General features: G+C 72.7%; 13 protein-coding genes. 6 read left to right on the top strand and 7 right to left on the bottom strand.

Annotated elements, in window-relative coordinates; translation table 11 throughout:
- Window positions 1-265 precede the first annotated feature (265 nt).
- Together ACIBX3_RS26500 and ACIBX3_RS26495 are read right to left on the bottom strand one after the other, a co-directional pair.
- Window positions 266-1,210, bottom strand: a complete 945-nt coding sequence (locus tag ACIBX3_RS26500; RefSeq protein ID WP_397121404.1) for an RNA polymerase subunit sigma-70 — start codon at window positions 1,208-1,210, stop codon at window positions 266-268.
- Window positions 1,210-3,009 (bottom strand): aldehyde ferredoxin oxidoreductase C-terminal domain-containing protein, encoded by a 1,800-nt coding sequence (locus ACIBX3_RS26495; protein WP_397121402.1) that lies wholly within the window; start codon window positions 3,007-3,009, stop codon window positions 1,210-1,212. The genes ACIBX3_RS26500 and ACIBX3_RS26495 overlap by 1 nt, the downstream gene beginning before the upstream one ends.
- Before the next feature lie 85 nt (window positions 3,010-3,094).
- On the opposite strand from ACIBX3_RS26495, the gene ACIBX3_RS26490 reads away from it, so the two are divergent.
- Window positions 3,095-3,226 (top strand): DUF6203 family protein, encoded by a 132-nt coding sequence (locus ACIBX3_RS26490; RefSeq protein WP_397121400.1) that lies wholly within the window; start codon window positions 3,095-3,097, stop codon window positions 3,224-3,226.
- 25 nt (window positions 3,227-3,251) lie between these two features.
- Here the strand turns inward: ACIBX3_RS26490 and ACIBX3_RS26485 are convergent, their stop codons facing one another.
- The 3 genes from ACIBX3_RS26485 to ACIBX3_RS26475 are packed head-to-tail and all read right to left on the bottom strand — an operon-like array spanning window position 3,252 to window position 6,689.
- Window positions 3,252-5,582: a WD40 repeat domain-containing serine/threonine protein kinase gene (locus tag ACIBX3_RS26485; RefSeq protein WP_397121398.1), complete on the bottom strand. Its 2,331-nt coding sequence runs from the start codon at window positions 5,580-5,582 to the stop codon at window positions 3,252-3,254.
- Between the two features lie 43 nt (window positions 5,583-5,625).
- On the bottom strand, window positions 5,626-5,886 hold the full coding sequence (locus ACIBX3_RS26480; protein WP_397121396.1) for a hypothetical protein: 261 nt from the start codon (window positions 5,884-5,886) through the stop codon (window positions 5,626-5,628).
- Window positions 5,883-6,689: a phytanoyl-CoA dioxygenase family protein gene (locus ACIBX3_RS26475; protein WP_397121394.1), complete on the bottom strand. Its 807-nt coding sequence runs from the start codon at window positions 6,687-6,689 to the stop codon at window positions 5,883-5,885. Before ACIBX3_RS26475 ends, ACIBX3_RS26480 begins: the two co-directional genes overlap by 4 nt.
- 83 nt (window positions 6,690-6,772) lie before the next feature.
- Between ACIBX3_RS26475 and ACIBX3_RS26470 the strand changes: the two genes are divergently transcribed.
- Both ACIBX3_RS26470 and ACIBX3_RS26465 read left to right on the top strand, forming a co-directional pair.
- On the top strand, window positions 6,773-7,549 hold the full coding sequence (locus ACIBX3_RS26470; protein ID WP_397121392.1) for a helix-turn-helix domain-containing protein: 777 nt from the start codon (window positions 6,773-6,775) through the stop codon (window positions 7,547-7,549).
- A 93-nt stretch (window positions 7,550-7,642) separates the two neighbouring features.
- The gene (locus tag ACIBX3_RS26465; RefSeq protein WP_397121390.1) at window positions 7,643-8,569 is read left to right on the top strand and encodes a transglycosylase SLT domain-containing protein; all 927 of its coding nucleotides are present in this window, start codon (window positions 7,643-7,645) and stop codon (window positions 8,567-8,569) included.
- An 84-nt stretch (window positions 8,570-8,653) separates the two neighbouring features.
- Here the strand turns inward: ACIBX3_RS26465 and ACIBX3_RS26460 are convergent, their stop codons facing one another.
- On the bottom strand, window positions 8,654-8,833 hold the full coding sequence (locus ACIBX3_RS26460) for a hypothetical protein (protein WP_397121388.1): 180 nt from the start codon (window positions 8,831-8,833) through the stop codon (window positions 8,654-8,656).
- A gap of 183 nt (window positions 8,834-9,016) precedes the next feature.
- Here ACIBX3_RS26460 and ACIBX3_RS26455 point away from each other — a divergent pair, with 183 nt between their 5' ends.
- Both ACIBX3_RS26455 and ACIBX3_RS26450 read left to right on the top strand, forming a co-directional pair.
- Complete coding sequence (locus ACIBX3_RS26455) at window positions 9,017-10,258, top strand: vanadium-dependent haloperoxidase (protein WP_397121386.1); 1,242 nt, start codon at window positions 9,017-9,019, stop codon at window positions 10,256-10,258.
- Between the two features lie 102 nt (window positions 10,259-10,360).
- Window positions 10,361-11,209 (top strand): class I SAM-dependent methyltransferase, encoded by an 849-nt coding sequence (locus ACIBX3_RS26450; RefSeq protein WP_397121384.1) that lies wholly within the window; start codon window positions 10,361-10,363, stop codon window positions 11,207-11,209.
- Window positions 11,210-11,324: 115 nt separating this feature from the next.
- On the opposite strand, the gene ACIBX3_RS26445 is transcribed toward ACIBX3_RS26450, so the two are convergent.
- On the bottom strand, window positions 11,325-11,699 hold the full coding sequence (locus ACIBX3_RS26445; protein ID WP_397121382.1) for a VOC family protein: 375 nt from the start codon (window positions 11,697-11,699) through the stop codon (window positions 11,325-11,327).
- Between the two features lie 198 nt (window positions 11,700-11,897).
- On the opposite strand from ACIBX3_RS26445, the gene ACIBX3_RS26440 reads away from it, so the two are divergent.
- The gene (locus ACIBX3_RS26440; protein ID WP_397121380.1) at window positions 11,898-13,214 is read left to right on the top strand and encodes a cytochrome P450; all 1,317 of its coding nucleotides are present in this window, start codon (window positions 11,898-11,900) and stop codon (window positions 13,212-13,214) included.
- Window positions 13,215-13,220: the final 6 nt, after the last annotated feature.

Here is a 13,220-nt window from a genome sequence, read left to right as displayed (position 1 = left end):
ATGCCGTGCTGGCAGCGGGTTTGGGATTGGGTAAAGTTTTGGCCGGCCGTCGCTTCCACCCGCGGCTCACCATTGCGTACGAGAAGGCGAATCGGCCCCGTCTTTCGATTGCGCGGCCGCCGGCACTGCATGATGAGTGTCCGAAGATGCTTCCCGTGTTCTGCGTGCCCCCGTGCAGGATCCGAACCTGCGCACCCGGCTCCGCAGGCCGGTGTGGAAGGTGCGGTTGCCGACTGGGAGTGCGCCGAACCGCCATGGTGCGGACTCATCGGTCGCGTTCGGAGGGGAGGCCGAAGGCGGCGAACAGGCCGGTGTCGTGGAAGGCTGTGATCTCCGTGATCAGCCCCGCCTCGATGCGGAGCACGCCGACCGCGAACGCGCGGAAGGTCGTGTCTCCGGGCGCCCGGACGTAGGCCGCCGCCGCGGGCTGCCGGTTGGCGCCGACGGGCACCATGCGGAAGGATCCGACGTACCAGGGAGCGTCGGCGTCCCAGCTCGCCTCCAGCGACGCCATGACCGCCGCCCGCCCGCGGAACCACATCGGGAACGGCGGCATCGTCGCCCGCACGTCGGCGGCCAGCAGCGTGGCCACGGCGGCGAGGTCGGCCCGCTCCATCGCGTCCATGTACCGCCGCAGCACCGCCCGCTCCTCCGGCGACGGCTCGGCCGCCGGCGCCCAGTCCATGCGGTGCTCGGGCAGGTGCTCGCGCATCGTCGCCCGTGCCCGCTGCAGCGCGCTGTTCACGCCGGCCACGCTGCCCTCCAGCAGCGTCGCGACCTCCTTGGCCGGCCAGCCGGCCACGTCACGCAGGATCAGCACCGCGCGCTGCCGGGGCGGCAGGTGCTGGATCGCGGCCAGGAACGCCAGCTCCAGCGTCTCCCTGGAGACCGCCACGGCATCCGGCCCGGAATCGCCGGGCGCGGCCGGCTCCCACATCCGGTCGGGGAACGGCTGCAGCCAGGGGACGTCGGTGCGCGGCGGCAGGTCCACGCTGGGATCGGACGGGGGCGCCAGGTGGTGCGGCAGGACGCGCCGCGCCCGGCCGTCGAGGGCGTCGAGGCAGGCGTTCGTCGCGATCCGGTACAGCCACGCCCGGAGCGACGATCGGCCCTCGAAGCTTCGCAGCCCCTTCCACGCCCGCAGGAACGTCTCCTGCACCAGGTCCTCGGCCTCCTCGACCGAGCCCAGCATGCGGTAGCAGTGCACCATCAGCTCGCCCCGATGCCGCTCGGCCAGCCGAGCTCCGCGTAGAAAGCGTCGCGGGCCCGCCCGAACGCCTCCCGGTCCAGCACGGCGCCCTTGTGGGGGCCTTCGGCGACCGGCTCCTCGTGCATCCGCGCGGGCAACTCGTCGCGCCCGGCGCCCATGCCCTCGCGTTCGGCGTACGCGCGCATCTCGTCGAGCCGCCGCTGCCCGGCGCCGAGGAGATCCTCCAGGGTGAAGTCCCGGCCCAGCACGGCGGTGACCAGCGCGGTCAGGCGGTCGATGGTCAGCGGCCTGGTGGGGGAGGAGGCGAACACGCACAGGTTGAGCGCGTCCAGCCCGCTCCACAGCCGCAGCAGCCGGGCGCTCCGCCGCCCCCGCTCGGCGTCGACCTGCCCGGCCGGGGCGGGCTCGGCCCCGATCCGCCGCGCCTCGGGGAAGCTGTAGACCAGCCCGGCGACGGGATCGAAGTCGAGATCGTGCTCGAGGGCGTCGTAGCGGGGGCCGTTGGGGGCGACGGCGTACCCGAGCCCGATCCCCGGCTGGATGCGCGGGTCGAAGCAGGGCAGCTCGGCGCCCTTGACGGTCATCGCGTACCGCGCGGCCTCGGGCCCGAGCCGCCCGGCCGCCCGAGCCGCCCCCTCGGCCAGCAGAGCGCCGAGCTCCTCCGCGCGAGCCGCGACGTCCCTGATCAGCCCGGGCAGCGCCGCGGCGTCCCCGAACGCGGGCCCGCCGGGCAGCAGCCCGCGCTCCGCGCACTCCATGGCGAAGGCCAGCGTCCCGCCCAGCGAGACCTGGTCGAGCCCGAGATCGTTGCAGAGGGCGTTCGCCTCCAGCACGGCGTCGAGGTCGTCGATCCCCAGATTCCACCCGAGCGACAGGAACGCCTCCTGCCCGAGCCCGCCCGACCGGCGCTCGCCCGCGGACGGCGGGGCGTACACCTTGAGGCAGTCGTTCGGGCACCCCGGACAGGCGCCGCTGATCGCCACCGCCCGCCCGTCGTAGTCCCGCGCCTCCGGAACCCGCAGGCCGGACGCGCCCGTGACGGAGAAGTTCCGTACGGCCGCGTACCCGGGCGCGGGCGGCTCGCCCACCCACCCCGCGAACCCGGGCTCACCCACCTGGAGCGCGGCCAGCGGGTTGGTGGCCAGCGAGTCCCGGTAGTAGGCGTCGATCGCCGCGACCGCCTCCGGATCGGCGACCTCGGCCGGCGCGTCGCCCACGCACACGATCGCCTTGAGGTTCTTGGCCCCGAACACCGCGCCGATCCCGTACCGGCCGGCGGCGTAGGCGTGGTCTGTCACGACGCTCGCGTACCGCACGAGGTTCTCCCCGGCCGGCCCGATCGCCGCGACGTGGGCGTCCCTTCCATGGCGGGTCCGCAACGCGTCCGTCGTGGCGGCGGTGCCCAGCCCGCGCAGCTCCCCGGCCTCGTGGCACGAGACCTCGCCACCCTCAATCAGCAGATAGGAGAGCCGTTCGGCCCGGCCGGTGACGGCCAGGGCCTTGGCCCCGGCGCCCCGCATCCCGGCCGCGAACGGCCCCAGCGCATGCGCCTCCCCGGCCACCCCGGTCAACGGCGACTTGGCCAGGAAAACGGCCTTGGCCAGCCCGGGCGCCCGCGTCCCGCCCAGCGTCCCGGCCGCGACGTACAACAACGATCGCGGGTCATGGGGATCCAGCCCGGCAGGAGTGCGCTCGGCCATCAGCCGCAATCCGAGGATGGACCCGCCGTAGTGGCCGGGCTCGCCGGCGCGGTATGCGCGTTCGACGGTCCCGCTGGTCAGATCGACGATGAACGGCATGACAACGCCTCCTTGATGACGATGCGGCACGACATCACACAACAGCAACGAGTCGCAAGCCCTGCTGCGGGCAGGGAAGGACGACATGAAACGATTCTTCAAGGCCATGCTGCTGCGCAGGCTGGCACGTACCCCGATCGGGGCGGTGTTCCTCGCGGTGGGCTGGGCGCTGGGCCGGCGGCGCAGGCGGCGCGTCCGCCATCGCCACAGACGGTGATGTGACGAGCCGGGACGCATGAGCGTCAGGCGGGACCCAGGCTCCAGACCCGCAGCAACCCGTCCTCGCCCGCGCCTGCGATGACCGGCCGCCCGGCGAGGTCGGCCAGCGCCAGCGTGCGGATCGCCCCGCCCTCCCCGGGCCCCAGCACGCCGATGACGTCGCCGGTGTCGAGATTCCAGACGCGGACGATGACCTCGCCGCCCCACGGGGCGTGCGCGACGGCCGCGATGGGCACGTCCCCGAGTTGCCCCGCGGCCAGCGCCGTCGCGCCCCGGTCGTCGGGGCTCCGGTCGCTGAACGTCCACTTCTTCCTGCGCTTACCGGTGGCCAGGTCGTACACCCGCAAGGTGGCGTCCAGGTGGGTGGAGACCAGGATGGGCTTGCCCTTCCACGCGCCGCAGGCCAGCAGCTCGATGCCGCCGATCCGGCCGGCGTCGAACGAGCGCGTGACCACTCCCGTGGACAGGCGGCGCACCCGGATGGTCTGCTTGCCGTCGCCCGTCACCAGCACGTCGTCGTCGCCGAGCCAGCCGAACGCCAGCCCTCTGATGCCCTGCCAGTGCTCGGTGCTGGTGGCACCGATCTGCTTGCCCGTGGCGATGTCCCACAGCCGTACGGTGCCGCGGTAGTCCTTCATGTTGTCGTACTTCTGCGAGACCGCGATCGCCCGCTGGCCCACGACCGCCACGGCGATGATCGGGTCCCCGGCCCGGCGCGAGGCCAGGCTCCGGCCCGAAGGGCTCCACAAGCGCATCCTGCCGTCGGAGTGCCCGGACGCCACCACGGTGTCGCCGTTGTACAGGCCGAACGCCACGGATGTCGCACGGCCTCCGCCGTCGCCGAGCCTGGTGACCGCGGCCGTGTTCAGGTCCCAGGCGAGCACCGTCCCGTTGGCTGTGCCGCACGCGACGCCCGCCCCGCTCGCGCTCAGCGCCGCGGGCGCGCCCGATCCGCCGGGCAAGGACACGGGCTTCCCGAGCTGCGTCCCGAACGGTTCCGTCGAGGCGGAAGCCGTGGTGACGGGCGTCGCCGGCTGAGAGGAAGCCGAGTTCGTGCCGGTGGAGTTCGTCTTGACGGCGGGTGAGCTCGCGTACGCCGAGGACGAGGCCGCGTTGCCACTGGGCGAGGAGGACGCGGCACCCTCTGGCCGCAGCACCCCGCCTCCCGGGCGGAGGATCGCGAACGCGGAAACGGCGGCGGTGGCCGCGGCGGCCGCGGCGGCGCTGATCGCGGCCCGGCGGCTGACCCACTTGCCGGAACTCGGCGCGGTCTCAACGTCCCCGGCAGGCACCGGAGGCGGCGGGAACGCCTGTATGGGACGGTAACCCGCAGGCGGCCGGCCTGCCGGCACGGCGTGAGGGCCCGAGGACGGCCGCCCCGCCGCCCCGGAGGCCGCGCCGCCCGGCCTTTGACCGGCGGGCCCAGGCGGGGCACCGGCGGGCGGGTGGCTCGCCGGACCGGAGGGGATGCCCGCCCCCGCCGAGCCGATCGGCCCGGACGGGGTTCCCACCGCGGCGCGGCCGGCGGATTCCGGCGTGATGCCGGGGCCGGTTCGCCGGATCAGGCGCTGCATCAGGTCCGCGGGCATGGGCCGGGCCGACGGGTCCTTGGCCAGGCACTCCCGGACCGGGTCCAGCAGGTGCGGCGGCACCCCGGACAGATCAGGGGTGCCGCTCAGGATGGCGTTCATGATGACCGGGACCGTGTCCCCGGCGAAGGGCGTACGGCCGGTGGCGGCGAACACCATCGTCCCCGCCCAGCTGAACACGTCCGACGCCGGCCCGATCCGCCGGCCCTCGAACTGCTCAGGCGACATGTACGTCGGCGTCCCCACGGGCCCCGACGCGAACGTCGTGGTGTCCAGCGCCTTGGCGATCCCGAAGTCGATGACGATCGGCCCCTCGGGCCCCATGAGCACGTTGCCCGGTTTGAAGTCCCGGTGCACGATCCCGGCCTGGTGGATCGCGGCCAGCGCCGTCAGCGTGGAGATCGCCAGCCGGTCCAGCGCCCCGCCCGCCCGCGGCCCGGCCGACCGGACGACCTGCTGCAACGTGTCGCCCGGGACGTACTCGCTCACGATGTACGGCCGGTCGTCCAGCATCCCCACGTCGAGCACCGCGGCCGTGCAGAACGCCGCCACCCGCCGCGCCGCCTCCACCTCCCGCAGGAACCCCTTGGTGACGTCGTCGTCCCCGCTCAGGTGGCTGTGCAGCAGCTTGATGGCGACCTCGCCACCGCCGTCGGCCACAGCCTTGTAGACCGTTCCCTGCCCGCCGGAGCCGAGCACGCCGACGAGACGGTGACCGCCTATCCGCTCGGGATCTCCCGGCCGGAGCGGGCGGACATCCGGCATCCCGCTCCCTTCCCGGACCTTCTTGGGCGATCCACACCCTAAGCTACGACAGCTTCTCGAAGAAGAACTCGTGCTTGAGAAACGACGTGTCGTATTCGCTCCCGGGGTACGGCGGGATGAGTTGCGACGCCTGGAAAAGCCGCCAGCCGTCGCGGAGGGCGTCCACCCCCGTCTCGTACGGCGGCTCGTCCGCGTCCCCGGCGGTCGGATGGGTACGCCCGGTGCCGTCGTAGGAGGACCAGCCGACCACGGGCGCGTCGAGCGCCGAGGTGGCCAGGTAGAGAACCAGGACCTGCTGCTTCATGCGACCCGCCCGGGGCGGTTGTTCACGCGCGTCGTCCAGTAGTCGACGTCGAAGTCCGGATCGGCGGTCATCGCCCGCCACAGGCGCACCCGGTTGTGGACCTCCAGCCGTCCGGTCGCGGGCTCGTACCAGGGGAAACGCCGCTTCAGCTCGCCGGCCACGGCCGGATCGCCCAGGTCGGAGGTGTCCCACAGGCGCACCTGCGGCGCGGTCGGGTTGAAGCGGATCTTGAACATGTAGCGGCGCTGGTCGCTGTCGTTGCGCCGGCCGCCGTGCCAGATGCCGTGGTGCAGCAGCATCACGGTCCCGGCCGGGCAGGTCAGCCGGGTCTGGCCGCGCAGGTTCTGGTAGCGGCCGGTGTCGCTCTCGTTGGTGCGGCGCAGGTGGCTGCCCGGCACCACCAGGGTGCCGCCCATGTCGGCGGTCACCTCGCGCGGGTAGTACATGAGCTGCACGTCGAAGGCGTCCATGCGGGTGTCGATGATGGCGTCGGCGTGCAGGGGCTGCGCCTCGCCGCCGCGTGGCTCGCGTACGTGCACGGCGTGGTGGTCGACGGTCGGGTCCGGGCCGACGAGGGAGCGCAGGGCGCCGTCGACCGCGGGCGACTCGACGAGCCTGCGGGCGAAGGATCCCTCGGGGAAGGCCTCCTTGAGCGGCGTCCCGTACGGCACCGCGGGGATCCCCGCCTCCAGCACGTCGATCGCCTGGTCGTTCAGCTCGTCCGGGACGACCCCGTCGAGCCGCAGGTAGCCGGTCGCCACGAAGCGGGCCACCTCCACGGAAGTCAGCAAAGTGGTTCGCATGCCTCGAACGTACGATCACGCATATGTCATGTCGTGGGTTGTAATCATCGACTAGTGGTCTGCTTTCACCTACAAATGCATGTATGCAACGGGTAACCCTCACACTGTCCGAACCCCCCATGGTGGCGGGGGCGGGCGTCGGCGTGCACGGCGTCGTCAGCACGCACGACGTGTTCAAGCTCCCCGACCTGTGGCAGCTCCACCTGTACGGCTACGCCGCCGAACTGGTGCTCGAGGGCACCGCGCACCCGATCAGGCCCGGCCATGTGAGCCTCATCCCGCCGGGCGCCGAGGTGCACTACCACTACCGGGGCCGGTCCGAGCACCTGTACGCGCACTTCCGCCTGCCCGGCGCCGGCGACCGGCGGGACGTGGCCGTCATGCGCGACGCCGGGGACCAGGCGCCGCTCATCGCCGCCTCGCTGCGGCAGGCCATCGCAGCCGTCCCCGGCACGCGGGCGCGGGCCTCGGCCGAGGTGTGGACGGTGCTCTGGCGGGTGGCCGGACTGCCCGTGGCCGGCAGCGCGGACGCCGTCGTGGCCGCCGCGATCGAGCACATCGAGGCGGACCTGGCCGCGCCGCTGACCGTGCCCGGCGTCGCCCGTGCCGCCGGGGTCTCGCACAACCACCTCACCCGGCTGTTCCGCGCGCACACGGGGCACACCGTCGTCGCCTACATCCGCCGCCGGCGGCTGACCCGGGCGCTGCACCTGCTGCGCGAGTCGACGCTGGCCATCCCCGCGATCGCCGCGGCCGTGGGCATCCCGGACCTCCAGGCGTTCAACAAGGCCTGCCGCCGCGAACTCGGCGCGTCCCCCCGGGCGTTACGCCGGCAGGGCGGCCCGGCCGGCGACCGCTGAGGAAGGCGGACGGGACGGCCGCCACCGTGATGATCCCCAGGCCGGAGGCGGTGTCCGTGATCCGGGCCGCCGTACCGGGTATCTTGGCCGACCATGGAGGAACGCGAACGCCAGAACGGCCCACGACGCCCCGCCTTCGCCGCCGCGGTGGCGGCCCTGATCGGCATCGCCTCCTGCGGGGCCCCGGCCCCGTCAGGAAGCGCGGCGGGCACGGCGCCGACCAGCCCGGCGTCCCCGACCACGAGCGCCCAGGCGACCTCCGGCGACAAGCTCCCCGCCCCCGCCCAGCCGATCCCCGAGAACGCCACCCGCCTGGCCAACGCCCTGCGCAAGACCACCACCGCACTGAACGCCGCCATCGACCGCTGGAACAAGAAGGGCAAGCCGCCTCAGGACGTCGAGCTCCTGGCCCTCTACCACCAGCGCATCCACCGCTACGCCGCCCGCCACCCCGAGGTCGCCGACCGCGCCTTCGCCCGCCTGCCCGCCGCGCTCGCCGCCCAGGCCAAGGACAACACCAAGGCCATCCGCGACCTGCTCGCCCTGGCCCGGCCGATCAAGCCGTCCGCCGTGTTCAAGGTTCAGGCGCCCCGCCCCGCGGCCGAGCTGCTCGGCTACTTCAAGAAGGCCGAGCGCCGTTTCGGCGTGGAGTGGGAGGTCCTGGCGGCCGTGATGTTCGCCGAGACCAAGTTCGGCCGGGTGAAGTCCGCCAGCCACACCGGCGCCCAGGGGCCCATGCAGTTCATGCCGGGGACCTGGCGGGCCTACGGCATGGGCGGTGACGTCCACGACCCCCAAGACGCCGTGATGGCCGCGGCCAACTACCTTCGCGCGAGCGGCGCGCCGCGCGACTACCGGCGCGCCCTGTACGCCTACAACCACTCGCAGGCCTACGTGAACGCCATCCTCCTGCACGCCCGCCAGATCAAGCGGGACCCGAGAAACTACTACGCGTACTACAACTGGCAGGTGTTCGTCCTCACCACGGCCGGTGAGCGCCGTCTGACCGGGCCGAAGTAGGGCGCCCTACGCGCCGGCCCCGTACACCGGCGAGCGCCGGGAAAGATCGTCCGCGGAGGCGGGTTTCCGCGCCGTAAGGCGGTGCTACGCGTGGTCGGCGCAGCAGGGGGTCGGGTTCGGCACCTCGGCGGGGGTGATGCGGCCGCCCGCCGCGGGCATGGCGAGCAGCGTCATCACGCCGTCCCGCCACACCGGCCGGACATGATCGGCGGTCACGACCAGCACGTCGTCGCCGGGCGGGCCGGGGGAGGCCGGCACCGTCACGGCTACGGCGGGAGCGTGGCGGAACCGGATGAAGCGGACATGAACGCGAGGAGATCATCACCTGCCGGCTTCTGTGAGGGCTCTGTGAATGTGCGTCAGTGCGTGAGACGGACCTCACGGCCGCACAGGAATCTCTCCGGACCTCCCCGAGGTCTCCGAGGCGGCGACCCTAGCGTACTCCGCATGCCTTTCATACGACGCTCAGCCCTGGCCGTGGCTCTGGCCGCGGCCGCTCTGGCCACACCGACCCCGGCGGCGCAGGCCGCGGACAGCACGATCGTTCTGGACTGGCACGACTACGCCGGCAGAGCCCTCGTCGCGTCCGGCCGGTCCGGAGGCATCGCCTCCCCGATCTACGCGATAGTGCAGGGCGCCGTCTACGACGCGGTCAACGCCATCGCCGGGACACATCGGCCGTACCTGTCGGCGCCGCGCGCCGGCCGCTGGTACTCGCAGGAGGCCGCCGCCGCGACGGCAGCGTACCGGACCCTGGCGGCCCTGCTCCCCGAGCAGGAGCCGATGCTGCGCCCCCTCTACGCCGGATCGCTGGCCGCCGTCCCGGACGGACCGGCCGAGCAGGGCGGGATCAGGGTGGGCGGCGAGGCCGCGGCCGCGATGCTCGCCGCCCGCGAGAACGACGGCCGCGAGGGCCCGTCGATCGCCGAGATCGGCACCGAGCCGGGTCAGTGGCGCCCCACACCGCCCGGCTACGCCCTGGACCCCGTGTCCTGGCTGGCCAACGTGCGCCCGTTCCTCGTGCCGGACGTCGAACAACTCCGCTCACCCGGCCCTCCGCCGCTGACCAGCGCCGCCTACGCCAAGGACGTGATCGAGGTGAAGAAGTACGGCGAGAGGCGGAGCGATCATCGCACCGAGGACCAGACGGACGTCGCGAAGTTCTGGGACCAGTCACCCTGGAACGAGATCGTCCGATCGTTGGCCGGAACCCAGCGCCTGGACACCGCCGGCTCCGCCCGCCTGCTCGCCATGACCACACTCGCCGCCGCCGACGGCGCCATCGCCTGCCACAACGACAAGTACCACGTGAACCGATGGCGCCCCATCACGGCCATCCGCGAGGCCGCCACCGACGGCAACCCCGCGACCAGACCCGAGAAGGGCTGGGAGCCGCTGCTCGACACCCCGCCCACCCCCGAGCACCCCTCCGGTCACACCTGCGTCAGCGGCGCGGTCACCGGCGCCCTGCGGACGTTCTTCGGCACGGATGAGATGACCTTCCGCGCCACCAGCGCGAGCTCCGGCACCACCCGGACCTTCACCCGCTTCTCCCAGGCGCTGGCCGAGACCGTCGACGCCCGGGTGTGGAGCGGCATCCACTTCCGCACTGGCGACGAGCAGGGGGCCCGCACCGGGGAGGAGGTGATCGCCTGGATGCGAGACCACTACTTCCAGCGGCGCGGCTGAGGAACCGACGAGCTGTCGACGCTGGTCATCGCCGTTCCCGGGGGTGATCCTCATCGTCGACCTGGCCTCCCGTACGCTCAGACGCAGGCGGGGAGCCGCCGCGTGAGAAGAGTGAAAGAGATCGTGAGCACCACCGAACTCCTGCGCGCCTGGGCCGGGCACCTGGCGGCCTGGCGCATACCCGAGCGGATCCTCTCGGGGGTCGACGAGTCGCCCTGGGTCCTGCCCGACGAGGTCTTCGCCCGCCGCGCCAGGCACTACCTGTCCGCACCCGGCGGACCGTCCTATGACCGTGCGATGGAGGCCCTCGGGCAGGGCGGCTCGGTCCTCGACGTCGGCGCCGGGGGCGGCGCCGCCTGCCTGCCCCTGGCCTCCCGCACCACCGCGCTGACCGTCGTGGACTCCCACCAGTCGCTCCTGGACGACCTGGTACGCCGCGCCGCGCCGCTGGGCCTGGCCCCCGTGGCCGTGTGCGGCACCTGGCCCGAGGCCGCCGCCAAGGTGCCGGAGGCCGACGTGGTGCTCTGCCATCACGTGATCTACAACGCGGCCGACCTGGAACCGTTCGTCGCGGCCCTCACCCGGCACGCCCGCCGCCGGGTGATCGCGGAGCTCACCGTACGCCATCCGCTGACCGAGCTGAACCCGTACTGGAAGCGGTTCCACGGCCTGGAGCGTCCCGAGGGCCCGACCGCCGCGCACGTGATCGAGATCCTCGAGGCGCTCGGTCTGGAGGTGAAGGCCGAGCAGTGGACCCGCCCCGCGATGGCCGAGTACGACAGCTTCGCGACCCTCGTGGACGTCGCCCGCCGCCGCCTCTGCCTGCCCCTGGACCGTCGCGACGACGTCGCCGAGGCCCTGCGGGACGCCGGCGTCTCCGAGGAACGCCCGCCCGACCTGGGCTCATCCGGCCGCGACCTGGTCACGCTCTGGTGGCCGGGCGAGGCTTGACCGGCGTCAGCCGACCTCCGCCGGCCTCAGCAGGCCTCCGCCGAGTGACCATGGGGACGGTGGCCGGCGCCGTGGCCGCGTTCGGCGGGCGTGCCTGGGAACACGGGTCTGAGTCTCAAAGGAAGAGGCAGAAAGGATGCCCGTCGGGATCCAGCATCACGCGGACGTCGTCCTGCGGCTGGAACTCGGCAGGCACCGCGCCGCAGGCCACGGCCCACTCCACGGCCGCGGGCAGGTCGTCGACCTTGATGTCGAGATGTTGCGTGGCGTTCTGCCGTCCCGGAGCGCTCGGCCATACCGGGCGGGCATAGCTGCGTTCGTACTCGAAGCTGAGGGTGAGGGCAGCCACATGCTCCGGCGGCCGGATCTGCGCCCAGCCTCCCGTTTCCGGCTCATCCGGTCCCGGGCCCTCGTCCGCCGTGACGGGCAGATCCAGCATTCGGGAGTAGAAGCGCGCAAGCTCGCGCGGTTGCGATGTGCCGATGGTCACGGACGTCACTTGGAAACGTGGCGGCATGGTCGACGATCCCACCTCGGTAGTCGTGGCCTCCAGGAAGACATGAGCTCCATGCCAACGTAGCCGCGCCACCTGAGCGGCGGCCAGCCGGTTCGATGGCCCGGCTCCCTTGCCAACCGGGCATCCAGGAGAGATACGTGGAAGAGATCCACGTCCCATGGAGGAGAGAGCGTGTCGGTGATTCCCGGACCGCCCGCGCGAGACGACGGCGGGCTGCATGACATCGCTGCCGCCGGCGGCCTGCACGCCTACCAGTTGCGGCTGCACGCCGCATACGGGCCGGTCGTGCGCTTCCAGTTGCCCGGCGCGGACTCGGCGGTCTCCGTCGCCGACCCGGTGCTGCTCGAAGCCACCGCAAAGATCAATAAGCGGCCGGAGAAGCTGTTCGAGTTCCTCGCCCCGCTCTGCGAGGCAGGCAACCTGCAGACCCTGCCCGCGGACGAGCACGCGCCGCTGCGCCGGGCCCTGCTGTCCGTCCTGGCCGGCCGCCGCTCCCACGAGGCCCACTTCGCAGGCTTCGCGGCGCTGGCCGGCGACCTCGCCGGCCGATGGGCGGAACGCGCCGGCCAGGGCCCGGTCGAGCTGCAGAAGGACCTGAGCGCGCTGTCGTTGCGGATGATCTGCCAGTACGCGCTGGGCGGCGGCGTCGACGACCCGGACAAGGTCGTGACGGCCTTCGAGATCGTGCTCGGCGAGTACCTCGGCCGCCTGTACCAGCCGGCCGAGCCGGGGACCGAGGAGCAGGGGCGCAAACGTGCGGAAGAGGCCCTGGCCTACCTGCGCGACGTCGTCAACGGCGTGCTCGCCGCGGCCGGACCGGACGGCGACAACCTGGTCGCCGCCCTGCACGCGGCCGGGATGAGCCCGGCCCGCGTGCGGGACACCGTATTGATGATCATGCTGGCGGCCCATCACACGACCGGCGTGGCGGTCTCCTGGACCCTCCACCTGCTGTCCCGGCACCCTGACGAGGCCGAGCGGGTGACGGCGGAGATCGACCAGGTCCTGGCCGGGCGTACCACGCCCGAATACGCCGATCTCAAAGAGCTGTCCTATCTCCAGATGGCGCTCAAGGAATCCATGCGCCTGTACCCTCCGGGACCGTACGGCGCCCGCGAGAGCACAGAGGACCTCGTCCTGGGCGACTACGAGATCCCCGCCGGTACGACGATCTTCTACCCCTTCTGGGCCGTCCACATGAACCCGCGCTACTGGCCCGACCCCGAGGCGTTCATCCCCGGCCGCTTCGCCCCGGAGGAGGTCGCCCGGCGACCCCGCTATTCCTACATCCCGTTCGGCCTGGGGCCGCGCAGCTGCGAGGGCGCGAGCCTGGCCATGGTGGAGGCCGAACTGGTGCTGACGATCCTCCTGCGCAGATTCCGCTTCCAGCCGCTCCCCGGACACGACGTCGTCCCGATCGAACGGTTCGTCCTGTGGGCCGCCGACGACATCCGCATGAACCTGACTCCACGATCTGCCGCTCGGTGACGGCCG

Origin of the sequence: Nonomuraea sp. NPDC049480 (genome assembly GCF_044465905.1) — a bacterium.
Classification (GTDB): Bacteria; Actinomycetota; Actinomycetes; order Streptosporangiales; family Streptosporangiaceae; genus Nonomuraea.
Note: the sequence above shows the minus strand (reverse complement) of the source record. Positions and strands in the feature narration are given on the sequence as shown.

Coding starts and splice junctions, on each gene's coding strand:
- ACIBX3_RS26500 (WP_397121404.1), bottom strand. CDS start 1,210: ATGGTGCACTGCTACCGCATGCTGGGCTCGGTCGAGGAGGCCGAGGAC.
- ACIBX3_RS26490 (WP_397121400.1), top strand. CDS start 3,095: ATGAAACGATTCTTCAAGGCCATGCTGCTGCGCAGGCTGGCACGTACC.
- ACIBX3_RS26470 (WP_397121392.1), top strand. CDS start 6,773: ATGCAACGGGTAACCCTCACACTGTCCGAACCCCCCATGGTGGCGGGG.
- ACIBX3_RS26475 (WP_397121394.1), bottom strand. CDS start 6,689: ATGCGAACCACTTTGCTGACTTCCGTGGAGGTGGCCCGCTTCGTGGCG.
- ACIBX3_RS26485 (WP_397121398.1), bottom strand. CDS start 5,582: ATGCCGGATGTCCGCCCGCTCCGGCCGGGAGATCCCGAGCGGATAGGC.
- ACIBX3_RS26455 (WP_397121386.1), top strand. CDS start 9,017: ATGCCTTTCATACGACGCTCAGCCCTGGCCGTGGCTCTGGCCGCGGCC.
- ACIBX3_RS26465 (WP_397121390.1), top strand. CDS start 7,643: ATGGAGGAACGCGAACGCCAGAACGGCCCACGACGCCCCGCCTTCGCC.
- ACIBX3_RS26480 (WP_397121396.1), bottom strand. CDS start 5,886: ATGAAGCAGCAGGTCCTGGTTCTCTACCTGGCCACCTCGGCGCTCGAC.
- ACIBX3_RS26495 (WP_397121402.1), bottom strand. CDS start 3,009: ATGCCGTTCATCGTCGATCTGACCAGCGGGACCGTCGAACGCGCATAC.